We start from the raw sequence: 25,115 nt of genomic DNA, 5'->3' as shown, positions 1-25,115 counted from the left end.
TGTACAATATTGGATATATTTAATCTGGAGGACTTACAAATGCAGTTTGCAAATGTCTTAGCATTTCCGTCTGCCGAGGACCAACACGTCATTCAAACCGCAGTTGAAACGTTTCTTTACACGCAGACCGGAAAAACCAGGGAAGTAATGCTGAAAACCATCCGTGCAGTGCTTGACCGGTACGGAATTACCAAGTTCGGATTTGCCGATTACATGGTTTACGCAACGAGGGAACCCAGGTGGTCAATAATTAAAGCCAAGCATATTATACAAGGGGACAACTGCCCTGGTTGCGGGGACCGTATTTATAATTTTAAAAGCGCCATCCGAATCCTGAGCATAGAAGAGCATCTTCGCAGGCATTATGTCAGTTATGGCTGCCGCTGCGGTCGGGTATTCGGTAAATGGGAGCCCGCTATATAAGTCCGTTTTTTTTCTGACCGGGTTGAGGTTGCTCCAGTGTAAGTTGCTTTTTAACTGATATCTTGATTGACTCCGGCCTGCTAATGGTGTTTTAATGTAATAAGCAAAAACATGCGGGAGGAATTAAAATGTTTTATGAAAGCACCAGAGGAAATTACCAACCCCTACCATCCGCAGGCGCTATTAAACTGGGTATTGCCCCCGATGGAGGATTGTTTGTTCCCACTGAAAAAGTGACCTTTTCCATGGCAGATATATCGGCGATGGCAGGTCTTGGCTACCAGGACCGTGCCGCTAAAATATTACAATCGTTTTTAACTGATTTTACCGGGGAGGAACTTGCCCGGTGCATTAACGGGGCCTATAATGAAATCAGTTTTGATCACCCGGACGTGGCCCCTCTGGTGGATCTGGACGAAGGGTTAAGCGTGCTGGAACTGTGGCACGGTCCCACCTGTGCCTTTAAAGACATGGCGCTGCAAATACTACCTCATTTTTTAGTACAGTCTATGGGAAAAACCGGAGAAGACGCGGGCATCCTTATTCTTGTAGCCACTTCTGGTGATACCGGCAAAGCCGCGCTGGAGGGCTTTAAAGACGTACCCCGAACCGCTATTGTGGTGTTTTACCCTGAAGAAGGGGTCAGTGAGGTTCAGAGATTGCAGATGGTCACCCAGGAAGGAAAAAATGTGGGCGTTGTGGCCGTGCGGGGTAATTTTGATGACACCCAGAGCGGGGTTAAAGAAATTTTTGGTGATCCCGGTATGGCCGAAACAGCGTTGAAATACGGTTATAAATTTTCCTCTGCCAATTCAATAAACTGGGGCCGTTTGGTGCCCCAGATAGTATACTATTTTTCTGCTTACGCTGATTTACTGAAAAGGGGCCGGTTAAAGGTCGGCGAACCCGTTAATTTCGTGGTGCCCACAGGCAATTTCGGCAATATATTGGCCGGTTTTTATGCCCGGCAAATGGGCCTGCCCGTGAATCGGCTAATCTGCGCCGCCAATGATAACAATGTGCTCACAGATTTCATTCGCACCGGTATCTATGACCGCAACCGGGCTTTTAAACGGACTATTTCCCCGTCCATGGATATCCTGATTTCCAGCAATCTGGAACGTCTGCTCTTTGAGTTGACCGGGCATGATGCCCCAAGGGTTCGGCAGTGGATGGCCGATTTAAAGGAGCACGGACGGTACGAGGTGGACAGTACTACCAGAGACATGATACAAGAATTGTTCTGGTCCGACTTTGCCAGCGATGAGGAAACCTTGGTCTCCATTAAACAAAATTATAATCAATATAAATACGTGGTGGACACCCATACGGCGGTAGGTTTACATGTCTACCGCAAATACCGGGAGAGTACCGGAGATAAATTTCTGACCATAGTACTATCCACCGCCAGCCCGTTTAAATTTAACGCCAGCGTAACGCGGGCACTGCTCGGCGAAGATAATACAAATGATAAGGATGAATTCGCCCTGCTACAAATGCTGGCTGATTTCAGCGACTTGCCGGTCCCGCCGGGATTGCGCGCCCTGGACCGGCGTCCGGTGCGGCATAAGGTGGTAGTGGACCGGGACAATATGCGGGAGGCAGTTATAGATTTTTTACGTGCCGGTGATTGTAATTGATGAGTAAAACATTTCTGCCCATGATGCTGACGGTATTTGCGTCGGTGGGTACGTATTATCTACTGGTCACTGAAACTGGCCTTTCCGAAAATTTAAGTATGGCTGGTGGGGTGATAGTGGCTATTTTATTAGCAGTGGCAACTAGGAAGTTATTTGACCGAAAAAAATAGTCCCTGCACGGACACCTTTGCAGGGACTATTTTTTTCGGCGCTCCTCCGGTACATACCATTTTCCGTTAATTTGTACCAAATCTGTGTTTACGTCATTAACGGGGTAAAAGACCCAGCCTTGGGCCCGCTTGGTGTTACACAGTCAGGCCCATTCCTTCATGAGCAGCGGGATATTAAAGTGGTTGTTGATAAATACTTCACCCGTTTTGGGGTTATACAGCACCCCTTTACGTTCCATAAAAAGCACATCCTTTCCATTATTTTCAGGCGTTATCATAATATTATGTAAAGTTTATTATTACTGTAAAGTGTTTTTTAATTATTTATCATTACTGGAGGTGTAAAGTGTGGAATTCTGGGTTAATAATACTCGGATATTGTTAAAACGTGACGATATCACCAAACAAGATACAGAGGCTATAGTAAATGCCGCCAATTCGAGCCTGCTTGGCGGCGGTGGCGTAGATGGCGCTATTCACCGGGCTGGTGGCCCGAAGATACTGGAAGAGTGCAAGCAGATCAGGGCCAGGCAGGGAGGTTGCCCTACCGGCGAGGCCGTTATTACTACCGGGGGGAATTTACCGGCCCGCTATGTTATTCATACCGTGGGACCGGTATGGCACGGCGGCCGCCACGGGGAAGCGGATTTATTGCGCAACGCATACAAAAACAGTCTGCTGCTGGCGAAAGAAAAAGGTATTCGGAGCATCTCTTTCCCTTCCATCAGCACCGGGGCATACCGGTTTCCCATTGAACAGGCGGCAGGGATTGCCGTTGCCTCAGTACAGGAATTTGCTGCCCAAAATATTATCCCTACTGAAATAAGGTTTGTGCTTTTCAGCGACGAAGTTTTGCTGGTCTACAGGTTGGCCTGGGAAAAAGCGCTTCAGTAAATTGTACTTAGCAAGCATATAGCTAAATTTTCCTAGTAAGTGTTGAATGAACTGGGCAATATTAAAGTCCCCTCTTGCATTTAGCAAAAGAGGGGACTTTTTATGCATATTTACCGGGCTTGCTCAAACAAGCCGTGCACCGCGGCGCTCAGTTGCTTATCGCTATAACTTTGCAGGGTAATCGCCTTATTGGGGCATTCTCCGGCGCAGGTGCCGCAACCCTGGCAAATTACAGCCTCTATTTCCGCCACATGTTTTTCTTTGATTCTGGGTGCCTTAAACGGGCATAACCTGACGCAGGTCAAGCAGGCCGCGCATTTGGTGGGCTCAATCACGGCCACCACGCCTTTTGATTCCAGGGTATCGTGGGAAAGAATGCTGGTGGCGCGCCCGGCGGCTGCTTTGGCCTGGGCAATGCTTTCTTCTATAGTTTTTGGTCCGTGTGCCAGACCGCACATATACACTCCGTCAGAGGAAAAATCCACGGGACGCAATTTCATGTGTGCTTCCTGGAAAAAGTTATCCGGGTTTAATGGCACCTTGAACAGCTGAGAAAGCCGCTGGTTGGATGCAGGCGGCACGATGGGCGCCGCCAGGGTAACCAGGTCTGCATCAATGGTGATCGGCTCGCGCAGGATATGGTCAGTGGCGGTGACCCGCAAAACACTGCCGCCGTTTTGCCCAGCCAGTTCAACGGCTGGTTTGTTATCCACTTCGTAGCGAATGAAAATAACGCCATTTTCACGGGCTTGCCGGTAGTAATCCTCGTTAAAGCTGTAAGTTCTGATGTCCCGGTATAAAACGATAATTGATGCATTGGGGTTGACTTCCTTGATCTTCAGGGCCAGTTTCATAGTCTTGGTGCAACAAATACGGCTGCAATAAGGTCGGTTTTCTTCTCTGGAGCCTACACACTGGATCATAACAATATTCTGGGCGCTCTTTACCCGTGGGTCATTGTTGACGATGGCTTCGTCCAGTTCCAGTTGGGTCATAACCCGCTCGTCCTGCCCGTACAAATATTCGGTGGGCTTTTGTTCTTCCGCCCCGGTGGCGATAATGGTCACGCCGTGTTTGATTTCCTGCCCTGATGTCAACTTGGTCGTGAAATTGCCCATGTAACCGGAAACATCCGCTATTTCGCTGCCGGTGTACAGGTCAATTAAAGGGTTATTATTTACGATATTAATTAATTCCTTTATATAACCTTGAACATTTTCGTTGTTAAACCCTTCTTTGATTCGCAGCGCTACCCCGCCCAGCCGGTCGCCTTTTTCCAGCAGGCTGACCTTGTAGCCTTGCTTGACCAGGCTACCGGCGGCGGTCATGCCGGCAATGCCGCCGCCTATTACCAGCGCAGCACGGGTTACGTTCACTTTTACGTTATAAACCGGCTTTAATGTGGCTGCCTTGGCTACAGCCATACTGATTAAATCAATGGCTTTTTCAGTGGCTTTTTGGGGCTCTTGCATATGCACCCAGGAACACTGGTCCCGGATATTGGCCATTTCAAACAAACTGGGGTTCAGCCCCGCTTCACGCATGGTTTCCTGGAACAACGGTTTATGGGTCCTGGGGCTGCAGGATGCCACAACAATGCGGTTAAGTTTATGCTCTTCAATTAGTTCCTTCATGGCTGCCTGGCTATCCTGTGAGCAGGCATACAGGTTATTGGTGGCAAAAACCACATTGGGTAGTTTTTGAACGTGTTGTATAACTGTCGGTATATATACTACGCTGGCAATGTTTATACCGCAATGACATACAAATACTCCTATACGGGGCTCATCACCGCCGATATCCTTTTCCGGGGGGAACTCCCTTTCCGTTACCAGAGTATTGCGGGCTTTCGAAAGATAAGCAGCTGTATCACCGGCCGCCGCGCTGGCCTGCATTACGGTTTCCGGGATATCCTTGGGGCCGCTGAAGACGCCGGCCACGTAAATCCCTTCCCGGGAAGTTTGGACCCCCGTCAAGTCTTGGAGTTGACAGAAATTGTACTGGTTCAGTTCCACGCCCAGTATGTTGGCCAGTTTGACGGAATCCTCCGTGGGTTTCAAGCCGACCGAGAGCACTACCATATCGAAATCTTCCTCGGTCATAGCCCCGTCGGGAGTGCGGTACCTTACGCGCAATTCTTTGGTCTGCTGCAGTTCCTTGACTGAGGAAATCATGCACTTGACGTACCTGACGCCGTATTCGTTTTGAGCTCGGTTATAATACTTCTCATAGTCTTTGCCGAAGGCCCGTATATCCATGTAAAATATGGTGGTTTCAAGTCCGGGCTCGTGTTCTTTGGCGATAACCGCTTCCTTGGTGGCGTACATACAGCATACCGAGGAACAGTACCCGCGACACAACGAAACGTCGCGGGAGCCGACGCACTGAATAAAGGCAATTTTTTTCGGTGTATTGCCATCTGCTTTCTGGATATGGCCTTCATAGGGTCCCGAGGCGCTTAACATACGTTCGAATTGCAAGCTGGTCAACACATTGTCGTAAACGCCATAGCCGTATTCTCCGCGTAGCTCTGCGTCGAACAATTCATAGCCGGGGCACAGGATGATAGCTCCCACGTTAATATTGACCTGTTCTTCTTGCATGCTATGGTCTATGGCATCCACGGGGCAGGCTTTTATACATTTGCCGCAGGCCTTGGGGTTTTTATGTTTTAAACATTTGGTAGCATCAATCATATAGGCATTGGGGTAGGCCTGAGGATAAAGCTTATATATAGCCTTACGCTTGTTTAACAGCTGGTTGAATTCGTTGGGCACTTTAACCGGGCATTCTTCCGCACAGGAACCGCAGCCCAGGCACTTGTCGGGGTCTACATAACGAGGTCGTTTATTTATTTTTACCTGAAAATTGCCGGGCTCCCCTTGCAGATCCACTACATCGGAACAGGTGAGTATCTCGATGTTCCGGTGACGCCCGCATTCAACCAGTTTGGGAGAAAGAATGCACATGGAACAATCGTTTGTGGGAAAAGTCTTGTCAAGCATGGGCATGCGTCCGCCAATGGCCGGGGATTTTTCCACGATATAAACTTTATACCCTACTTCCGCTAGGTCCAAGGCGGACTGCATACCACTGATTCCTGCGCCAACAATCATCACAGAGCCGACAATATTGCCATTCTTGTGATCGGTATTATTATTTTTCAATGTCAATCCAGACCTCCATATCCGAGAATTAATCCGCCAGAGACAACGACTGCAGCAGCGGCTTCGGGTTAATCAAATGCAGGTTGAACCATTTACGGCAATCCGGCAAGTCCATGGCCAAGCCAATCAATTCTGTGAAATAGAAAGCGGGCAGATCGGTGCCGCGCTCCTTGCGGCGCATTTCCAGGTTGGACTGGCACAGCGGGCAGGCGGTGACCAGGGCCATGGCTCCTGCTTCCTTTGCGGCTTCCAATAAACGGTTGACCATGCCTTGTACAACATTGCTGGAAGTCAAGCCCAGGTTAGCACCGCAGCAATCTGTTTTATAAGACCAGGGGATACTTTCGGCGCCCAGGGCTTTAACTATATTGTCCAATGCTACCGGGTTTTCGCTGTTATCAAAACAGGTTACTTCCGGCGGCCTGACCAGTAAACAGCCGTAAAAACAAACGACTTTAAGCCCTTTTAACGGTTTTTTAACGTTTTTGGCGATAGCCTCTACACCAATTTTAGTTATCAGGGCTTCCAACAATGAGTAAACATTTACCTGTCCACGGTATTTGAACTCAACAATTTCTTCTATTTTTTGACGCATTTCATCATTGTGGCGCATATTGTAATCGGCTTTTTTAACCCGGTTATAACACGCAGAACAGGGAACTGCCAGGTCCAACCCTGTTTCCTGGGCCAGCGCCAAGTTGCGTGATGGCAGGGCGATGGATAACAGGTGGTTGGTGCTATGGGCAGAAGTGGCCCCGCAGCAAACCCAGTCTTTTAACTCAACGAGTTCCATTCCCAGGGCCTGGCAAACGGAACGGGCTGAATAGTCATACTCTTTGGCGGTTGATCCTAAAGAACATCCCGGAAAATAGGAAAGTTTCAATTTATGTAACTCCTTTCCTTGTACAGCTGAATAAATAACATTTTGTTTTATTTTAAAGAGTTAATCATGGGCGCTTGCCCTGATGTTACTTAACTATGGGCAGTGGTTTTATCAAATATTTTTCTTAACTGCCCCTTTGCCTTGATGCGGTGAGGTAAAATGGGCAATTTACCTTTCCTAAACATCTCCCAGCCAATGTCCATGTCGGACATCAAATCACCGCTTTTAAACTTGTAAATGGCCATCATGGTGCCCTCATGAACGCGACCGTGCGCACGTGCCGAATTCAGGAAAACAGAGTGAAATAAATGAATATTTTTCTCTTTTACCTTATTTTCCCTAATGGCTATTTCTTTCAGGGCATCCATTACTTCGGCTATATTTATTCCATTGGGACACCTGGCGCCGCAGGTCTCGCAACTGGAGCAAATCCAAATGCTGGATGAGTTCAAGACGCGATCTTTTTGGCCAAACTGCACCATACGTAAAATTTCATTCGGGTAATAATCAGCATATTCGGTAGCTATGCATCCTGAAGCGCATTTCTGGCACTGGTAGCACAATTCGATCGGCTGCCTGCTCATTTCTCTTACTGCATTAAAAAAATTCCTCTTGTCTCCATTAAGAAAACTCAATCCCGGTCCCCCCTCTGGTAAGCTTCAATTTTTTAACAAAAGGTGATAATTTTAGTTAGATATAGATGATTATAAAAATTAACTAATTGTTTGAAATTTAAATCAAAAGGCCAGTATTTAGCGTATGTTCAATATAAATGACTAAAAAGAACCATGTTTCAATACTTGAGTAAATCGGGCAATTAAACTAGAATTATATAAAGATGTTTGCTAATACTTAATTATAGTTTCGCTATCAATAAAAGTAAATATAATTATCAAAGGCATAATTTTATTATAATTTAAATTTTTTTTAATGAAAAGAATAAAATGATAATTTATAATAAATAAAAACGATAATGTTAATTATTGTATAATATTTTGAAGTTTAACGAGATTATTCTTTGTTATTATAGTTAACTATAAATCATAAAAATCATGAAAAGCATAAAAATAAGCACTAAAAGAAAATGACTATCGAGGTTGTGGTCATTTACAACTAAGGCTTATAGTAATGGTGCGGGCGAAGGGATTTGAACCCCCACGGGTGTGCCCCACTGGATCCTAAGTCCAGCGCGTCTGCCGTTCCGCCACGCCCGCACATAAAATGTATTATTAAATCAACTGCATGTTAAATGGTAACACAGATGGTCCCCAGCGTCAAGGTGCATTACCGCCTATGATTTTGTAACAGGTTTTCCTGTATCCAGCAACGCAGTTCTTCGTTTATTTGATAAAGCCCATCCTGTCCACAATGCCACCCTTGATTATAAAGCGCCTTGAGCAGCAATTGGCGTGATGGTTGGGTGGTAACGGTAGTGCTGATACTGCAGTTAATTTTCATATGGTAAAGGGCCAACCGGGGTATGCCTTCCAGAACATCAATTACAAAACTATAACCCAGCGGCCTTTTTCCCTGGAATTCCGTAGCCAAATTCAAATCCCAGCGTAAATTGTGTTTTACATGGCTATAATCTCTGACAGTACCCGGATACAATGGCAAAACCTCCAAATTTTTATTACTAGCATTGCCTGTATTGAATAAAATAAACTTCGCTGTCCACACAAAAAAGCCCGGCTGATTATGAAGCCAGGCCTTATTGATATTTATGACATTTTCTGTACTCTGTCAACATTGGCGTCGCCGGATCCTTTGAGAACAAAGGTCTTACAGCATGTGGCCATGCAAGTTTCCGCCGGTTGGGGAGTCAATTGTTTGGCCATGGTGGCATCGATTCTATCGGGTTGATTTGCACCAAATTCGTCGGATGTCACTAAAATCTCGTTGGCTGCGCATTTGTTACCCTGCGACCAGTAATGGCAGTTGTTGATAATGCAGTGAATGTGCTGGTTCATTAGTGCTCGAATCCTCCTTCACTATGTTTTTGTTTTTCTTTAAGTATTTTTCCCCTGTTCTTACTTAAATATAAGTAAAAATAACATTATAAGATGTAAAATCAAATAAACCGACCTGATTTTGCCCTATGATTTAATTTTGCCTTTAAGAATGCAATTTCTTGCTGCTTATATCGCATTTTTCAATAAATCACAAAAGCCCTTGCTATGCAAGGGCTTTCATATTCTGGCCTCCCGGGAGGGATTCGAACCCCCGACCCACGGATTAGAAGTCCGTTGCTCTGTCCAGCTGAGCTACCGGGAGATAAAAATGGAGCGGGTGATGGGAATCGAACCCACGCGACTGGCTTGGAAGGCCAGGGCTCTACCATTGAGCTACACCCGCCCGTTATTGGTTCAATTTATTTATTTTAAGCGAACAACTTTATTATACAAAAAAGCGTTCTTTAAGTCAAAACAAAATTTTTGTATCTGTATGAAGTTTTTAGGCGCCGGTTCTAATCCAGGGTGCATAATTCTCCGGTAATGTTATTCTTATCAATGCTTAAAATGCCGTAACCGGCTTTGCTGCCTCCCTGGGGCCGGGTAGTACTGCCCGGGTTGAAAAGAAGAATACCATTTTCACGTATATTTACCGGCACGTGCGTATGCCCGAAAACCACTACACCGGCACTTGTTTCTTGCGCCTTATAATATAAAAGTTGCAGGGTACTCTTGGCCCGGAACAGGTGACCGTGGGTAATATATATTTTACATCCTTCCAAATTAATAAGCAACTCTTCAACTCCACTAAAGCCCGCATCGCAGTTGCCCAGTACCGCATAAAGCGGCACGTTGAAATTTTTACTAATATGCAGGGCATCGCTGTAAAAGTCCCCGGCGTGGATCAGGGCGTCAATCGGACCCATTTTATTTATTGCTTGAATAGCTATATTGATAGAACCGTGTGTATCGCTTAAGACACCGATACGCAAAATTTGCCACCCCGTAAACAATATTTTATCAATTAGCCGGATTATGGACCAACTTGGTCAAAATTGATTGAACCTTTTGTAGTGCCCGGCCCCGGTGGCTGATGGAATTCTTTGTCGTTCCGTCCAGCTCGGCAAAGGTTTTGCCATACTCCGAAACCCAGAAGAGCGGGTCATAACCAAAACCGTTCTCTCCCCGTGGTTCGTCGATGATTAATCCTTCGCATTTACCGTCAGCCGTTTCCACCCGGCCGTCGGGAGTGGCCACGGCCACCACGCAGCGAAAACGGGCCGTGCGTTTTTCCGGTGGTACACCTTGCAGCAATTTTAACAGCTTTTGGTTGTTGGCCGCATCATCGTGCCCTGTTCCTGCAAAACGTGCGGAATGCACACCCGGTGCCCCGTTCAGGTAATCCACTTCCAGGCCTGAATCGTCGGCCAGAGCAATTTCCCCCACGGCAGCTGCCACTTGCCGGGCCTTTTTTACGGCATTGGCCAGGAAAGTATCGCCGTCTTCGATTACCTCGGGCACATGCGGATACTCAGCCAGGGAAACCACATCATATCCAGTGCCGGCCAACAGTTCCCGCAATTCCCGGACCTTGCCCTCGTTATGTGTAGCCAGAACCAGCTTCATTTTACCATCCCCCCCCCGGTATATTACTTCCCGATGCTGTCAGCTACCGGTCCCAGCACTTGTTTTTGGTAGTTTATCAGCTGTTTTATCCCATCCCGGGCAAGGTTTAACAGTTGATCCGTCTCTTCTCTGCTGAATGATGCCTCTTCTCCGGTGCCTTGTATTTCCACGAACCGATCACTACCGGTCATGACAATGTTCATATCCACTTCGGCGGCGGAATCCTCTGTGTAACACAGGTCCATTATAATTTCCCCCTGTAATATTCCCACGCTGGTGGCGGCTACAAAATCACGTAGAGGCATTTGGGGAATCAGCCCGTTGTCAATCATCCATTGCATGGCATCGGCCAGGGCCACGAAAGCGCCGGTTATGGACGCCGTCCGGGTGCCGCCGTCGGCCTGGATCACGTCACAATCCAGAGTGATATTATATTCACCCAGTGCTTCCATATCGGTCACCGATCGCAGGGCGCGGCCGATCAGGCGCTGAATTTCCAGGGTGCGGCCGTTGGGCCTGCCCCGGACAGAATCGCGTGGTGAGCGCTGGCCCGTGCTTCTGGGAAGCATGCTGTATTCGGCGGTGACCCACCCCTTGCCTTCCAACTTGCGCCAGTTGGGAAGGCGGTCTTCAACCGTAGCGGTACAGATTACTTTGGTGTCGCCCACCTCGATCAGCACGGAACCTTCCGCGTGTTTGTTTATGCCCCGGGTTATTTTTACCGGTCGCATTTCGGTATTTTCTCTGCCGTCAACTCTTTTCATATTTTACCTCTTTTCAGTGTGATTTTTATAGTATATATGTTTTCCCCTGCTTGGCAGCCTCAACCGCGCCGCCAAAACTTCTGCCGGCCTCATTGAGCAAATCTGTTACCGCGTATTCCGGCCAGAAATGGGTGATTACCAACCTTTTTGCCCCGGCCCGGCGGGCCAGGGTGCCGGCTTCCCGGGCGGTCATGTGGGCGTTGGCAAGATAACCGGCGTCCTTATCCAGCCCGCTGGCCTCGCAGAGAAACAGCCCCGCCCCCTGCGCCGCCCTTTCAATTGCTTCGGTGGGAGCGGTATCGCCGGAAAAAAATACGGTTTTATCTTTCTGCAGGAACAGTACCGCGTATCCTGGCAGCGAATGCGCGGTGTGTATAAAATACAGGGCCAGGTCGTTGAGCAGTGCTTTTCTGGTTATAACCCCCGGTATTTGCGTGGTTTCGGGTAATTCCTCCACGTTTACCACGTCAAACGCTCCGGTATAGCTGGCCAGCTTGGCATAGATATCTGCGGGGTCCGGCGGAATAAACAGTTTGACCGGCCCGTTCATTTCGTCCGCCCGCCGCGCGCCTTCTATGGCATGACGCAGGCAAAACACGTCGGCGTAATGGTCGGGATGAAAATGGGTAATCACCAGCCCCGATAGACGGCGAAAATCCACGTGGCGGGCAAGTTCGGCAAAGCTGCCGTTGCCCGCTTCCAGCATCACGGTGGTATCACCGGCCCGGAGCAGGTACCCCGAACAGGCTTCCCCCGGACGGGGATAGGGTGCCCAGCATCCCAGTACGGTTAATTGCATAAAATTACCCCCTGTTTTCCCCTTCCCGGCGAGCTGCCAGGCAGCAACCCAGCGCGCCGGCGTACTGCGGCGCGGGCGGCACCCGCACTTCCACTGCCAGCTCGCGGCGGATTATTTTCCGCAAGGCTGTATTGGCGGCCACTCCCCCGGTAAAGACAATCACCGGGCTAAGCAGCTTTTGCAGCATGGGGCGGATGCGTTTAAAAATGGTGTAATTTACTCCCGCGGCCAGGCTGGCCGTGCTGTAACCCTCTACAACCCGGCCTATAAGCTCTGTTTCTCCGAAAATGGCGCAGGTGGAGGTTAGTTCCACGGGATTTTCATGGTATCTGGAAAGTTCCTCCGTGGATATGCCCAGCACATCCGCCATGTTTTCCAGGTAACGTCCGGTGCTGGCTGCACATTTGTCGTTGGTTTGAAAGTCCACCATGCGCCCGCCGCTTACCAGGGCCACCTTGCTGTCCTGCCCCCCCAGGTCCAGCAGGGTGAAGTCGGTAAGGCCGGTGGCGTATGCGGCGCCCAAGACATGCGCTTTTATTTCCGGGATGGCCCGGGCGCCCGCCAGGTTTACCGTCTGCCTGCCGTAACCGGTGCTAACCACGGTGTCAATCTGTTCTTCCACTGAAAGCAGGCTTTCCAAGTCGACCTGCAGCTTTCCATTCACCAGCCTCCCGTGTTCCCGGTAGAATTTTATTGTATCGAATTTGTAATAGCGCACACCGTCATTATTTAAGAGGGCTACCTTGACGTTACGGCTGCCCAGGTCAATTCCACACCACACCAATCTCACCTCAGCATTTCCACAAATGAATCCAACCGCATTTTAGTGCGGGCATCCAATCGGTTAGGTTTATCACCCTCAAGTGTAAGCACGGGAATGTTTATTTTTTGCCTTACAATAAGGTCTTCAATCTGGCGATAACAAAAACTTTGGGCATAATGGATAATACCATCCAGTTTGCGCCGTTCCAGTTCAACCAGTATATCTTTTAAGCGGTAAAAAATTCCGTACGGGTAAGTGTAAAGGCGATATTGTTCCACCAGGTCATCCACCCCGTAAGGCATGGTGAACTGCCGCTGGGTCTCGTTGAACACTACCCGGGCGCCCCGTTCCTCCAAGTAATCATACAGGTCATCCATAATGGGCGGTACACCGATGTAGCCCAGGCGGATGCTCTGGCGGTCGGGTTCTTTTTGGCGTTGAGCTTTGATAAAGGCATCCGCTTCCCGGGCAAACTTAGCGGGGTCGCCCTGGAAGTCACTGCAATTCACCTGGAACAGGTGGTTGTCCCACCCGCTTACCAGGTTGTCCCGCCAGGTCATGATGTCAATTTCCCACACCCGGCTGCGCACTTCATCCAGATATTTCTTGGTGCGCTGCACCGCAGTCCAGTCGGTGCCCAACCGGTCCATCAATTTATCCATCTGCAGGCGCAACAGGTCGGCGTCGCGGTCAAAGGGATAAGCAAAGGGAATTACCGTTACCCCGGCCAGTTCCAGGGTTTCCATTAGGGCGTGGGTGTTGCTGCAATCTCCCTGGGTGACCGCTATGATGGTGCGAATATCTTTATTTTCCAGTACGGTGCTGTATATCCCTTTTATCCAGGCGCACACGTTGCGCGGGTATCCGGCCAATTCAGCCTGTTCCACCAGGGATTCAGGCCGGTTATGAGTTATGAATATGTTATTCAAGTCCACCGGAACGTGTCCTGCGGCATAAATAATTTCCACGGGTACGGTGGTGGTAATGCCGATTTTCATTGTTCATATCCTTTCCCTGAACTACTTTTGCTAAAACAATATCGAGCGGTTTAAAAAGATTCCCCAAAAATACATTTTATCCTCTGCCGCCATATTGCACCACCCCTTATTGCAATAAATTTTTAGAAGTAAAAAGGAACCGGTGGTCAGCCGGTTCCGCAACAATAAACTATTATTTAGTTGGCAAAGTAATTATTCAATCCATGGGCCAAAGCTTCGGCAACTTTCAGGCGAACTGTTTCCTGTCGCAGCATCTGTTCTTCTTCCGGATTTGAAATGAACGCTATTTCCGCCAGTGCCGCAGGTACGGATGAGGTGCGTAGTACCACAAAGTTGGCCTGCAGCACGCCCAGACTGCGCCTGCCCAGAGCTCGCAGCAGTTCGGATTGGATGGCGCCGGCCAGACGGCGGTTGTCGGCCTGGCTCACCCCCGGAGCTATATCACCGTCATCTCGCCGGTAATAGGTACTGGTGCCGTTGATGTTTTGTTTGGGGTTAGCGTTGACGTGAATGCTTAACAATACTTCGGCGCCGTTTCTTTCGGCGATGGCCGTACGCTCATAAAGGTCCACAAAACGATCGTCGCTTCTGGTGAGCACCACCTTGGCTCCGTTTTCTGCCAGTAATTTAGCCAGTTTTAGGGCTATGTCCAGGTTGACATCCTTTTCCTGCAGTCCGGTGGGGCCCTTGGCCCCGGGGTCCTTACCGCCGTGTCCCGGATCGATGGCAATAACGTGGCCCTGCAGGAAGCTGCCTATTTCCGGAATATAAATATCCAGGTCAAGTTGCTTGCGGTCCTGGGACAGCTTGTCCATGCTAACCACAGCTTTTTTTAGGTCAAACACCAGCCGTACTACGGGCGGCTCGGTGCTGAACCAGCCCGTGCGCATCCGGGCCACTGCCTTGGTATCCACTTCAACTTTAGCCGGCAAATCTCCCAGGTCCGTATTCTTGAGATCGATGACCAGCCGCTCGGGATTCGTGAGCATGAACATGTCGTAGTTCAACCGGTCACTGGCCTTAATGCTGACCAGCGTATGTTCGTTTTCTTCCCGCACCTCAATTTTATCGAGTTTGACTGGTTGGCCGGGTTGTTGCTCCCCGCTTTGGTCGGTATCTTCGGTTTCCACGAGGGGATCGCCCGGCGCCGGAGATGCTTCCGCCTTTTCCACGTTGACCAGCCAGCCGGCCACCCAACCGGCCACACCGCCTTCCAACTTGACTTTATACCAGTCGCCGGCCCGTTCCAGCACTCCGAAACGCTGGCCCCGGCTGACCTGGCTGATGATGCCGTGCTGGGTTCCCGGACCGCCCCGGACATTAACCAGGTTATCTTTAACAACGGCCACAACAGTTCCTGCGGATTGACCTGCCGGGTTATCCTGCCCGGGGGCGGTGGGCGGAGTTACGGCTATTTCATTGACGTTGGCGAACCAACCGGCAATCCATCCCGACTGTCCGCCCGGCAAGCTGATTTTCAGCCACTGGCCGTTCGAGTCGATGACGGTGTATTTTTCGCCTTGATTAACTTTGGCGACGGTACTGTACGAAGTATTCGGGCCCGCCCGTACGTTGAGCCTGGAAGCAGTTATAGTAGCCTGCTTTAACTTTGCTGTAGCAACCTGTTGCTTCTGTGCCGGGCTTTGAGAACCGGTCGCGGGGGCGGCGGGCGGAGTTATAGCCACTTCTTTGACGCTGGCAAGCCAGCCGGCTATCCATCCTGATTTTCCCCCCGGCAGGCTGATTTTCAGCCACTGGCCGTTGGAGTCGATGACGGTATACTTTTCGTCTTTATTAACTTTGGACACGATGCCGTAGGATATATCCGGCCCTGACCGAACGTTGAGCCTGGAAGCAGTGATGGTGGCTTGCTTCACTTTGGCCGGGGCCGCCGGTTGCTGCTTCGCCGGGGCGGTCGACGAACCGGCCGAGGCCTGCTCAATCTTTACCAGCCAGCCGGCCAGCCAACCTGTTTGCCCGCCGGGCAACTGCACTTTAACCCAATCACCCTCAGTGGTCAGCACGGGTAAAGTGTTACCGGAATAAACCTTTCCTACCACCCGGTGGTCGGTGCCCGGACCGCTGCGCACATTCAGCGTGCTTGTTTGCACCACGGCTTTTTTGGCCGACGCATCCGATACCTGCCTGGCATTGACCAGCCAGCCGGCTACCCATCCTTCTTTACCGTCTACCTTTATTTTGTACCAGTCGCCGCGCGCATCCAGCGCAGTAAATTGATCGCCTTTATGTACTTGGGCCACAATACTGTGATTGGTGCCGGGACCACCCCGTACGTTCAGGGTGTTGCTATCCACCACCAGCTGGGTGGCAGCGGGAGCAGCTGATGTAAAAGCAAAATAGCTTGAGGCGCAGAGCAGAGAAATAATCATTCCCTTTTTAAATATTTGTTTCCAGCTTTTGCATTTGCCCATAAACCGTTTCCTCGTTTCCCAATTTTTTCCCAAATAACTGTTAAATCAGCAAAAAATATAATTCAACAAATAAAGGGAAAAACCTGCCGGGCAGGTAAATTGCTATATTTTGTTAACCTTAGCTGCGTTATGATGGTTACACTTATGGGACGCTTTTAACCGGTAAAAAGTTCCCTAAAATGACAAATTACCGGATAGTTTAACTTTTGAGGCTGCATACTAAATTTAAACAATGCAGTGGAGGGATAATGCGTGGAAAAGCTTAAAGTGGGAATTATCGGTACGGGAATGGCTTTTGAACGCCTGCATTACCCGGCCTATCAGGAACTGGCGGATAAATATGAGATTGTGGCCCTGTGCGACCCGGTGCCCGAAAAAACCAGACCGTGGGCACAGCGGCTCGGACTGGGCGAGGATGCCATATACACCGATTACCGGCCGCTGCTTACGCGGGGGGACATCAACGTTTTTGATATCATGGTACCCATTGAGCAAAATTTTTCGGTTACCGAGGATGTAGCTCGGGCAATAGCGTTTCAGCCGCATCGGGCCATTATCTGTGAAAAGCCGCTGGCGTCCAATTACGAGCAGGCCCGTGCCCACGCGGAATTGCCGCGCCGCTACGGCGTGCCGATTATGATTGCGGAAAACTATCGCTATAACGAGGAAATTAAAATGATCCGCGCCATGGTACAAGAAAAGAAAATAGGCGATGTTGTGTACTTTATCCAAAACCGGGTTACCTGCTTCCCGGAGGAGATGCTGAAAAATAAATTCGCCAGGGAAGAATGGCGCCAGCACCCGGTATTTCACGGCGGAGTGATTTTGGATACCGGGGTGCATGATATTGCCGCCCTGCGCTGTATTTTTGGCGCCGTTGACCGGCTGCAGGCTTTCGGGGTGCCCCAGGACGATGATTTTGCCCCTTATGCCGTGGTAAATGTGAATATGCGGTTTAAAAGCGGGGTAACCGGTCAGTTCACCTTTTACAGTGCCGGCAAGGAAATGCAGCGCCCGTTGATTGGCCTGCGCATATTTGGAACTTCCGGAATGATTTATTGGGAGGAAAGAGATTGCGGCACCGTTAACGTAGCATACAACGACGGTGGCTCGGAGCAAATCCCCTATCGCCCGCAGCGCGGCTATTATAATGAATTGCTCAACCTGTATAACTTTATGATGGATAAAGAACCCATCGAGGTCACTCCGGAGATGGAATATGGCGACGCCAAGACGATTTTGGATATTTTGCGTTCAATACGGGAGGACAGCATTATTTCCGTGGATAAAAATAATGACTTTATACCCGCTTATATTTCCGCCCAACAGCCCGTGCATTTTGAGTTTCACCATGTGAAGTGGCAGTAATGGAATGAGCCCCGTGTAGACTCTGGCACGGGGCTCGTGGACATACATGTAATATAAAATCACAAACTGTTGATAATATCGCTGTTACGCGCCAGCGGCACGCTGACATCGATATGTCCGGCAATGGAATCCACTATCCGCCCGTCCACTTGAATCTGCACCCGCTCCACGGTTCTGAACTGGGTAAGGGTGTTTACAATGGAATAAACCGTTTGGTTTTCCATGGCTGAGCCGCCGCTATGCGCGGTAATCAATTGCTTGCTGAAATTGACAGTACATAGACCATCCCTGATATTTATGTCCAGCAATTCGGTGCCCGCCGGCAGAGTGGGAGAAATGGCGCTGTTTTGCGGCCCCCGGCAGAGTTCCTGCATAGTTCGCCGGGCAATGCCCACTACCTTGGGTATTTCCCGCCGTTCTGCCACTAAATTACCGTTATCGTCGGCAAAATAAAGTACAACTTTAGTTTTTTCAGTTGTATCAGCTATAACGGGTAATGTGGCTTCATTTGTCGGGGCGCAGTCGGGTTGTTCCAAGGTTATTATCTCTTCCTTCATTTTACCGCTGCCCGCATCGTTATTGTAAAAACATCCGGAAGTGTACAGGATTATCATAATCAGCCCCATATAGAGAAAAAATTTAATTGCCGCTTTCATTATCTCACCCCCATAGAGTTTGTCCTACTTAATTTGTATGGGAAAAGAACATTGATTATGATATTAATTGCCGGGAGAATACAGTCATTCGAGCAGGGGGAAACTAAGAGCGGATTTTGTGTTGGAGGGGAAACGATTTGCCTAAGCATTATATAGCCATAATTATTGTATTAGTTTTTGCCGGGCTGCTGCTCTGTTCCAGCCCGGCCCGGGCGGTGCCCGGGTGTCCCGAATGCCGGGTAGCGACGGAGGGGCTTCGCATTTTGAAGCTGCAAAAGCCGGCTATGCATGGAGCGGACGTGCGCTTGCTGCAATTAATGCTAAAAAAGCTGAATTTTTACCGGGACCAGGTCAACGGAGTTTATGGACCCCGTACCGTTCAGGCAGTACAAAAGTTCCAGCAAACCTGGGGTGCAGAACCGGACGGGGTGGTTACAGAAGCAACTTGGGAACAAATGGAACAAGTGTATAGCCAATTTTTGATATCAGAAAATGAGGTGCCGCCACCCCCGGGGGAGGTAAGTATTTTGGTGGACACTTATCGGCGCAAATTGACTGTGCTGTCCGACGGGGAACCATATAAGCAATACCCGGTGGCTGTTGGTAAATACAAAACACCCACTCCCATCGGGACCTTTAAAGTGCTGCGCCGGGCCAGGAACTGGGGCACGGGTTTCGGCACCCGTTGGATTGGCTTGACGGTTCCATGGGGTATTTATGGTATTCACGGCACTAACAAACCTTATGCCATTGGCAGTTACGCCAGTCACGGCTGCATTAGGATGAATAATAAAAATGTGGAGGAAATATACCCCTGGGTCAAGCCCGGCACAAGGGTGATTATTATAGGAAATCCATTTATGTATCAACCTGACCGGTTTCGGACTATGCGGCGGGACGAGCGGGGCGGGGATGTGCTGGAAGTACAGATGCGTTTGCAAAGACTGGGGTATTATGACGGCCCCCTTGACGGTATCTGGGGCGGGGGCATGGAGCGGGCGGTAATGGAATTTCGCAAAAGCCGAAAGCTATCCAGGGATAATGCAGTAGATGCCGAAGTTTACCGTGCGCTGGGATTGTAAAGAAGCGGGGGTTAGTCCCCCGCCTTTGTTGTCTGGATCATCGGGCGCCTGCGCTTCCGGGCGGCAGACTTTTTGGCCTGATACTTTTGTTTGATCACCGGAACTACGCGGCTGACATACCAGGCGCAAATCAGCAACCCCAGGGTCAGGTAAAAAAAGACCTGCGGGAATGTCACAAATATAGCCAGGGCCAGGATACTGAAAACCACAACGCTGACTCCAGGAATGATATAACCGCTCGGAATACGGTAGGGCCGGTTGGCATAAGGCATTTTACGGCGTAAAACAATTACAGCCAGGCCTGCCAGCGCGTAGATAATACTTTCCATGGCCGCGGCCATGTTCACCAGTACAAGGTAACGATGAGTAAACAGTACTATTGTTGATATGGCGACACCGATAATAAATATAGTGAATACGGCCACCCACGGGGTAAAAAATCGCATGCTGATCTTGCTGAAAACTGGCGGCAGCACATGTTCCCGGGCTGATGCGTAGATAAAGCGGGATACGCTGATCAAACCTGCGTTGAATGTGGTAATGGAGGCGGCCAGGGTCAGCGTTACCATCCACACCACCCCGATATCGCCTAATATTGTACGGGCAAAAATCAGTTGTGGTATCGGCGACCCCGTCAGGGCGGCCCGCGGCACCGTTGCCGTCATCCCCACGGTAAAAACGGCGTATATGATACTTAAAAGTCCAACGGCCAATAGCATGCCCCGGGATATCAACCGGCTGTGGGTTACTTCTTCGGCCAGGGGTGTAACCCATTCAAAACCGACAAACAAAAATACACCCACGGCCACCGCATTTATCAGTCCCATTGCGCCTCCCGTATCCATTGGGGCAGTCAAATGAAAGTCGACCCTGGCCAGGGCGATGAAAGCCAGGGTTACCAAGGACAACATCAGTCCGTAAGTTATGGTGTCCTGAAATCCGCCGGCCAGTTTTAGGCCGATAATGTTCATGGCCGTGACGGCCAAAAACATTACCAGTATCCATACCATCGGAGGCACAGACGGCAGTGCCTCGTTTAAAATTTCCGCCAGCACATAACTTTCCGCCCCAATTACTCCCAGTATAACGGCCATATAAAGAATTGACACGGTTAGGGCCGTTCGGTCATTGAAGGCCCGGCTGAAATACAGGCGGATGCCGGCCGCTGACGGAATCATGCCGTTAAGTTCGCTGAAACATAGGGCTGCTGTCATACACAGCAGCCCTCCGGTGAGAATGGCCAACCAGGCTGCATCGCCGGCTAAAAAACCCGCCACCTGAACTGCTGCCACAAAGGTAGAACTGGACAGAGTCAGGCCGGCGCTGGTGGCTACCACCGTACGCAGGGTGAGGACTTTTTTTAACTGCACCTCACTCACCCCAGATCATCAACGAAATGAAATCCAGGCGTACAATATCATCTTCGGACCCCTTAATTACCAGGGTCCCGTTCATGTATGGCTCGGTGGGGGTAATGTCACCGTAAAAAAGGTCAGCCAGGGTTTCGCTGTCGGCCGTGACCACCAGATCGGGATCACCTGCCGGCGTGCCTTCAGTTACGGTAAGTTCGCCGTTTTTAAGTATTAAAGTATGTTGGGAGTCCACGTCCGCTGCTTTGATTAAAATTACCCGGTCCCAATCTTTGTTCATTATTTTTAATTTTTTATTCTTTTGGTAGCCCTCCCCAAAAGCCTGTAAGCTACCGGTTATTTCCTCATGTGTAGCCATAATAACCTCCGCCTGCCAAAAATGTATGTCAGTTAACTTGCCATATCTATGATACGCGGTTTGAATTCCAATCGTTCAATTAGATCCATGTAATCTTCCGGCGTCACTTCCTCCCAGGGCTTGCCCAGGAGGGCGACCAGCACGCCTTCCATGACATTGGTGCCGAAGGAACGCCCCTCAAATACCGGGGTCGTAGTGACCAGCCGGCTGGCGCCGCTTTGTCGTAAAAACTCTACATCGGCTGCCGTTGTGGTGTTGGTGATGATGATTTGACCGTTCAGATTGTCGGGTAAGTAACGTTTAATAAAATGAAAATCACCGGCAATTACATCCGCATCCCGGTAATACTGTGCATACTTTTTAGCCTTTTCCTCATCCCTGGACTCTTGTTTTTTTCCGGTGGGGTATAGCATGTGAAAGGGCAGTTTGGTCATCTCCGGCAGCAATTTGCCGGCCATTTCCTCCAGTTCTTCCAGGGTTTTAATGGGATAGGGAATGCCGGCGGCGAAAATCAGGTCGCCGAAAGTGACATCGCACCCCGCGGTTGTAAAGGCTTGGGCCATGCCGAACCGGTCCACCGCGCTGACCATGAGCACCCGGGTGTCTTTATTCAAGTAATTCGTTTCCCGCAGTAAGTAGTTTACCGTCTCCCGCTCAAGGGTGTTTTTCAAACCGCTGCCGTCCACCACGGGAGTTTTTTTGACGGTCTCCATTAATTTTAAACCATCTTTAAAGGCATATTTTTTATTTCCCGCATAAACGTATACGTCAATGCCGCCCAGACCGATGGCATCGACTTGTCCATCAAGCTCCTGTAGTTTTGCCAGGGCCCGGTCAAAATCGCCGTCCATTCCCAGGCGCTCTATTTCGAATTGCTCGCCCAGCAATTCCACCTGTACTTTGTGATCACGCCCGGAAGAACCCAGGCTGACACTGACCACGCGTTTCAAAACGTAAGCCCTCCTATCAACTCTCTCTTTGAAATATCTTTTACCATTGTAACCAAATTAAGCAAAAAAAACAAGCAATACTGCCTATCAATGAGTTTTTGACATATTAATGTTAATCCATGGCATTCTATTGCTTTATGTATAATAAATCTGGTTTCCAATTTAAACGGTCATCCATCAAGGATGACCGTTATCCAGGCCCAGAATATCCGGCGGGTTCACTTGTTGCGCATCTTCCAGTACTGCCAGAGCATCGTCAAAAGAATCAATGTAGTCCGACTCCAGGACGTTAAGTTCAGTCTCGGTCAATACAGGGACTTCTTGCCGGGCGCGTAAACTTTCAGCAGTTAAGGTGAGGTCCCTTTGTTCGTTGCTCATCATAATTCCTCCTGATACCTTAAATTATTGACTCGGGTTATTCGGGTTATATGGTACCCCCGTTTTTTTTAATTATTTCCTCCGCCCGGTCGGCCATGTCATCAGAGGTGACCACGGTCACTAAAAAGGACCTGCCGCCGGCAATTCCGTAATTACGGTCGCCGTAACCGCTGACCGAGGGGTCGGCACCCAGCAGTACCCGTTTGTCATTGTCAACCAGATTATCGGTGCCTGCTGAATATAATGTCAGTCCGGTAATGGTCTCCGCCCGCCCCATCAGGGCGTTGTTGATCTCTGCGTCGTGAGTTTCGCCGTACCTGCTTACGCGGTCAACTTGCACAGTATCATAACCGGCTTTCTTTAATTCTTTTGCTGCCGCCTCCGCGGCATTGTCCGACGGAAAATATGCCAACAAGGATCGTTCGCCCGGTGATAACTGCATTTAATTCGCCCCCTTCATTATTTTTGCTTATATTGTTAGCCATGGGGGTTGATAAAAAACATTAAAAATAAAAAAACCCCTACCTGTGGGGTTTCACCATAACATTGGTTTGTTTAAAAGTCAGCTTTTCAAAAAGCAGCATATTCTCGCAAGAAATTTCTGAGCCGTACCTGGCCTTTAGCAATCAATCACCCCATACTTTTCCCAATACCTGCCGCAACTCCTGAGAGAAACGGCTTGACTTTTTTGTGGTAAGAATTTTGGTCTGATTCTTTTTTTCTGATAGGTTGGGGTAGTTGGGTAACACACCGCAAAGCGGTATGCCAAGTGACCGGCTTATCTCTTGCGGGTCATCTTCTGCAAAGGTGGGAAAACGGTTAAAGACTAGACCGAACCGGTCCATGCTAATTCCTTCGTCTACCAGCAGTCGTAAAAACATTTCTGCATTTTGCAGGGAAAAACCGAATGGTTCTACAACCAACAGCACTTTATCAACTCTGAGTATGAGTTCAATGGTATAGTCGCGCACTTCACTGTTGGTATCGAATACCACAACGTCAAAGGCTGATTTTAACAGGCTACGTATAATTATTTCCAGGCTGCTTAATAAAAAAGGGGAATGATCAAGATTTTTTTTCGTATTGCTGGCCAGCACATGCAGGCCTGAATTATGTTGCTGTATAAATGGCTGTATTTCTTCTGGTTTATAAGTAATTTCCCAGCAAGGCGAGGTATTCATTTTTTTTATGATTTCGATCAACCAAGATCCGATATTGGGTGATTCGTTCAAGCCTAGTTTATCCGTAATATTGCCTTTATTTAAGTCCAGATCCACCAGCAATGTCTTCTGACCGAACTGATGAATAAAGCCGGCCATTTCTTTGGCCACGGAGGTTTTGCCTGTACCGGCGGTGAGACCATAAACTGCCACCGTTTTCATACTATCCCTCCCTTTACAATTAAATTCCACCAGTTCCTCCTTTTTTCCTCTATATTAAATAATAAAATGTTTTATTTGTTTTTCCATTTTGTAACACCAATGCATGTAATTGCATAACATGTTAACAATATTAATCAATGAATTAAAATGGAGGCGTTTGCTATGTCAAATAATAGCCCCAAAAGTCCCAACCCAAACCAGGTGCAAGCCGTGTCCAATCAAAAAACGGAAAATCTGCAGGGGTATTATCCCGGCCAACCCTACCCGGGTATGGAACTGGCTCGGGCTTACATTCCTATCCAGAGGCTGGGTACAGTTTACCCACCTGCCAGGGCCCTGGAAGTAGGTACCCTCTTTCCCGATTTATACAGACCTTACCCGTATTGATGGAGGTGAATCCTAGTGGATAATCACAACCAGGCGCAATGGTTACATCAAATACAACAATTGGAATTTGTTACTGCGGAATTGAATTTATACTTGGATACTCATCCCGAAGATCAACAGGCCCTGGCCATGTATAATAAAGCGCACCATGAATTAATGCAGGCGTTACGTAACTATGAGCAAATTTACGGACCGCTTTTAAGTTTCGGTTTTTCACCGGTCATGCATAGCTATTGGAAATGGGTAGATAGCCCGTGGCCCTGGGAAATACAGTATTAGTTTATAAGAAAGGATTTGTGACTATGTGGATATATGAAAAGAAATTGCAGGTTCCGGTCAGGATTACGGCGCCTGACCCCCGGATGGCTAAATACATTATTACTCAATACGGCGGGCCGGACTTATGATTTTTCAATAAAAAATCTTGTCGAGTCTGTTCGAAAAGTTAAAACTTTAGGCAGCCATAAATAGGAAATGCACCGTCACTTGTCGAATTAGGTAGTAATTTACGAGAAAACTACCAATTACCAAGCGAGGTGCATACTTATGGCGAAGATGCAGTTGGATCTATTTCCAATGTCATATTATAACACACTTGGCTTTGATAGAGAACTCATTGACTATATTGATATTGTGGATGATTCAATTATTTATGATTTGGTTTTACCGTTAT

General features: G+C 48.8%; 26 protein-coding genes, 3 tRNA genes and 1 pseudogene. 8 read left to right on the top strand and 22 right to left on the bottom strand.

Annotated features, from left to right (window positions below; translation table 11 throughout):
- The first annotated feature begins 39 nt into the window (after positions 1-39).
- The 3 genes from BM299_RS14370 (at position 40) to BM299_RS14360 (ending at position 3,127) form a co-directional block, all read left to right on the top strand.
- Complete coding sequence (locus BM299_RS14370; RefSeq protein WP_092485789.1) at positions 40-423, top strand: hypothetical protein; 384 nt, start codon at positions 40-42, stop codon at positions 421-423.
- A 128-nt stretch (positions 424-551) separates the two neighbouring features.
- Positions 552-2,063 carry a threonine synthase gene (gene thrC, locus BM299_RS14365; RefSeq protein ID WP_092485785.1) on the top strand — a complete coding sequence of 504 codons (1,512 nt, stop codon included), beginning with the start codon at positions 552-554 and terminating at the stop codon, positions 2,061-2,063.
- A 518-nt stretch (positions 2,064-2,581) separates the two neighbouring features.
- Positions 2,582-3,127, top strand: a complete 546-nt coding sequence (locus BM299_RS14360; protein ID WP_092485782.1) for an O-acetyl-ADP-ribose deacetylase — start codon at positions 2,582-2,584, stop codon at positions 3,125-3,127.
- Between the two features lie 110 nt (positions 3,128-3,237).
- Here the strand turns inward: BM299_RS14360 and BM299_RS14355 are convergent, their stop codons facing one another.
- From BM299_RS14355 to BM299_RS14285, 15 genes are all read right to left on the bottom strand, one after another.
- Positions 3,238-6,243: an FAD-dependent oxidoreductase gene (locus tag BM299_RS14355; protein WP_092485854.1), complete on the bottom strand. Its 3,006-nt coding sequence runs from the start codon at positions 6,241-6,243 to the stop codon at positions 3,238-3,240.
- A gap of 79 nt (positions 6,244-6,322) precedes the next feature.
- Positions 6,323-7,177, bottom strand: coding sequence for a CoB--CoM heterodisulfide reductase iron-sulfur subunit B family protein (locus tag BM299_RS14350; protein ID WP_092485779.1), 855 nt, complete (start codon positions 7,175-7,177; stop codon positions 6,323-6,325).
- Positions 7,178-7,266: 89 nt separating this feature from the next.
- On the bottom strand, positions 7,267-7,812 hold the full coding sequence (locus tag BM299_RS14345; protein ID WP_092485776.1) for a 4Fe-4S dicluster domain-containing protein: 546 nt from the start codon (positions 7,810-7,812) through the stop codon (positions 7,267-7,269).
- A 494-nt stretch (positions 7,813-8,306) separates the two neighbouring features.
- A tRNA-Leu gene (locus BM299_RS14340) sits at positions 8,307-8,391 on the bottom strand.
- A 70-nt stretch (positions 8,392-8,461) separates the two neighbouring features.
- Positions 8,462-8,788 (bottom strand): DVU0772 family protein, encoded by a 327-nt coding sequence (locus BM299_RS14335; protein WP_092485773.1) that lies wholly within the window; start codon positions 8,786-8,788, stop codon positions 8,462-8,464.
- Positions 8,789-8,898: 110 nt separating this feature from the next.
- A complete protein-coding gene (locus BM299_RS14330) occupies positions 8,899-9,147 on the bottom strand; it encodes a DUF1540 domain-containing protein (RefSeq protein WP_092485770.1) in 249 nt (82 codons plus the stop codon).
- A 227-nt stretch (positions 9,148-9,374) separates the two neighbouring features.
- A tRNA-Arg gene (locus BM299_RS14325) sits at positions 9,375-9,451 on the bottom strand.
- 7 nt (positions 9,452-9,458) lie between these two features.
- A tRNA-Gly gene (locus BM299_RS14320) sits at positions 9,459-9,532 on the bottom strand.
- A 112-nt stretch (positions 9,533-9,644) separates the two neighbouring features.
- Positions 9,645-10,121, bottom strand: coding sequence for a metallophosphoesterase (locus BM299_RS14315; RefSeq protein WP_165608348.1), 477 nt, complete (start codon positions 10,119-10,121; stop codon positions 9,645-9,647).
- Positions 10,122-10,149: 28 nt separating this feature from the next.
- Positions 10,150-10,755: an XTP/dITP diphosphatase gene (locus BM299_RS14310; protein WP_092485766.1), complete on the bottom strand. Its 606-nt coding sequence runs from the start codon at positions 10,753-10,755 to the stop codon at positions 10,150-10,152.
- A gap of 23 nt (positions 10,756-10,778) precedes the next feature.
- Positions 10,779-11,519: a ribonuclease PH gene (gene rph / locus BM299_RS14305; protein WP_092485764.1), complete on the bottom strand. Its 741-nt coding sequence runs from the start codon at positions 11,517-11,519 to the stop codon at positions 10,779-10,781.
- Positions 11,520-11,544: 25 nt separating this feature from the next.
- Positions 11,545-12,318 (bottom strand): MBL fold metallo-hydrolase, encoded by a 774-nt coding sequence (locus tag BM299_RS14300; RefSeq protein WP_092485762.1) that lies wholly within the window; start codon positions 12,316-12,318, stop codon positions 11,545-11,547.
- Positions 12,319-12,322: 4 nt separating this feature from the next.
- On the bottom strand, positions 12,323-13,099 hold the full coding sequence (locus BM299_RS14295; protein WP_092485851.1) for an acyl-CoA dehydratase activase: 777 nt from the start codon (positions 13,097-13,099) through the stop codon (positions 12,323-12,325).
- A 5-nt stretch (positions 13,100-13,104) separates the two neighbouring features.
- Entirely contained in the window at positions 13,105-14,079 is a 975-nt protein-coding gene (locus BM299_RS14290; RefSeq protein ID WP_092485760.1) for a 2-hydroxyacyl-CoA dehydratase family protein, read from the bottom strand.
- Positions 14,080-14,255: 176 nt separating this feature from the next.
- Complete coding sequence (locus tag BM299_RS14285) at positions 14,256-16,511, bottom strand: SH3 domain-containing protein (RefSeq protein ID WP_092485757.1); 2,256 nt, start codon at positions 16,509-16,511, stop codon at positions 14,256-14,258.
- Positions 16,512-16,763: 252 nt separating this feature from the next.
- Between BM299_RS14285 and BM299_RS14280 the strand changes: the two genes are divergently transcribed.
- Complete coding sequence (locus BM299_RS14280; protein WP_092485754.1) at positions 16,764-17,879, top strand: Gfo/Idh/MocA family protein; 1,116 nt, start codon at positions 16,764-16,766, stop codon at positions 17,877-17,879.
- A 59-nt stretch (positions 17,880-17,938) separates the two neighbouring features.
- On the opposite strand, the gene BM299_RS14275 is transcribed toward BM299_RS14280, so the two are convergent.
- Positions 17,939-18,535 carry a GerMN domain-containing protein gene (locus BM299_RS14275; RefSeq protein WP_092485751.1) on the bottom strand — a complete coding sequence of 199 codons (597 nt, stop codon included), beginning with the start codon at positions 18,533-18,535 and terminating at the stop codon, positions 17,939-17,941.
- Between the two features lie 137 nt (positions 18,536-18,672).
- On the opposite strand from BM299_RS14275, the gene BM299_RS14270 reads away from it, so the two are divergent.
- On the top strand, positions 18,673-19,617 hold the full coding sequence (locus tag BM299_RS14270) for a L,D-transpeptidase family protein (protein WP_092485748.1): 945 nt from the start codon (positions 18,673-18,675) through the stop codon (positions 19,615-19,617).
- 11 nt (positions 19,618-19,628) lie between these two features.
- Here BM299_RS14270 and BM299_RS14265 read toward each other — a convergent pair whose 3' ends face one another.
- The 6 genes from BM299_RS14265 to BM299_RS14240 all read right to left on the bottom strand — a co-directional run bounded on the left by BM299_RS14265 (position 19,629) and on the right by BM299_RS14240 (position 24,055).
- Positions 19,629-20,987 carry an APC family permease gene (locus tag BM299_RS14265; protein WP_092485745.1) on the bottom strand — a complete coding sequence of 453 codons (1,359 nt, stop codon included), beginning with the start codon at positions 20,985-20,987 and terminating at the stop codon, positions 19,629-19,631.
- A gap of 1 nt (position 20,988) precedes the next feature.
- Positions 20,989-21,345 carry an SCP2 sterol-binding domain-containing protein gene (locus tag BM299_RS14260; RefSeq protein ID WP_092485742.1) on the bottom strand — a complete coding sequence of 119 codons (357 nt, stop codon included), beginning with the start codon at positions 21,343-21,345 and terminating at the stop codon, positions 20,989-20,991.
- Between the two features lie 32 nt (positions 21,346-21,377).
- Complete coding sequence (locus BM299_RS14255) at positions 21,378-22,295, bottom strand: DUF8754 domain-containing protein (protein WP_092485739.1); 918 nt, start codon at positions 22,293-22,295, stop codon at positions 21,378-21,380.
- Between the two features lie 177 nt (positions 22,296-22,472).
- Positions 22,473-22,673 carry a hypothetical protein gene (locus tag BM299_RS14250; protein ID WP_092485736.1) on the bottom strand — a complete coding sequence of 67 codons (201 nt, stop codon included), beginning with the start codon at positions 22,671-22,673 and terminating at the stop codon, positions 22,473-22,475.
- Positions 22,674-22,719: 46 nt separating this feature from the next.
- Positions 22,720-23,115 (bottom strand): hypothetical protein, encoded by a 396-nt coding sequence (locus BM299_RS14245; RefSeq protein WP_092485733.1) that lies wholly within the window; start codon positions 23,113-23,115, stop codon positions 22,720-22,722.
- A 184-nt stretch (positions 23,116-23,299) separates the two neighbouring features.
- Positions 23,300-24,055: a CpaE/TadZ family protein gene (locus BM299_RS14240; protein ID WP_092485730.1), complete on the bottom strand. Its 756-nt coding sequence runs from the start codon at positions 24,053-24,055 to the stop codon at positions 23,300-23,302.
- 162 nt (positions 24,056-24,217) lie between these two features.
- Here BM299_RS14240 and BM299_RS14235 point away from each other — a divergent pair, with 162 nt between their 5' ends.
- The 3 genes and pseudogenes from BM299_RS14235 to BM299_RS14225 all read left to right on the top strand — a co-directional run.
- The gene (locus BM299_RS14235; protein ID WP_207545195.1) at positions 24,218-24,442 is read left to right on the top strand and encodes a spore coat associated protein CotJA; all 225 of its coding nucleotides are present in this window, start codon (positions 24,218-24,220) and stop codon (positions 24,440-24,442) included.
- A 15-nt stretch (positions 24,443-24,457) separates the two neighbouring features.
- Positions 24,458-24,721, top strand: a complete 264-nt coding sequence (locus tag BM299_RS14230) for a spore coat protein CotJB (protein ID WP_092485724.1) — start codon at positions 24,458-24,460, stop codon at positions 24,719-24,721.
- Positions 24,722-24,744: 23 nt separating this feature from the next.
- Positions 24,745-24,843: pseudogene (locus tag BM299_RS14225) on the top strand (manganese catalase family protein); the annotation flags it as partial.
- Positions 24,844-25,115 lie beyond the last annotated feature (272 nt).

The organism is Desulfoscipio geothermicus DSM 3669 (assembly GCF_900115975.1).
Taxonomy (GTDB): domain Bacteria; phylum Bacillota; class Desulfotomaculia; order Desulfotomaculales; family Desulfallaceae; genus Desulfoscipio; species Desulfoscipio geothermicus.
The sequence above is the reverse complement of the archived record's forward strand: the minus strand, read 5'-3'. Positions and strand labels throughout refer to the sequence as shown.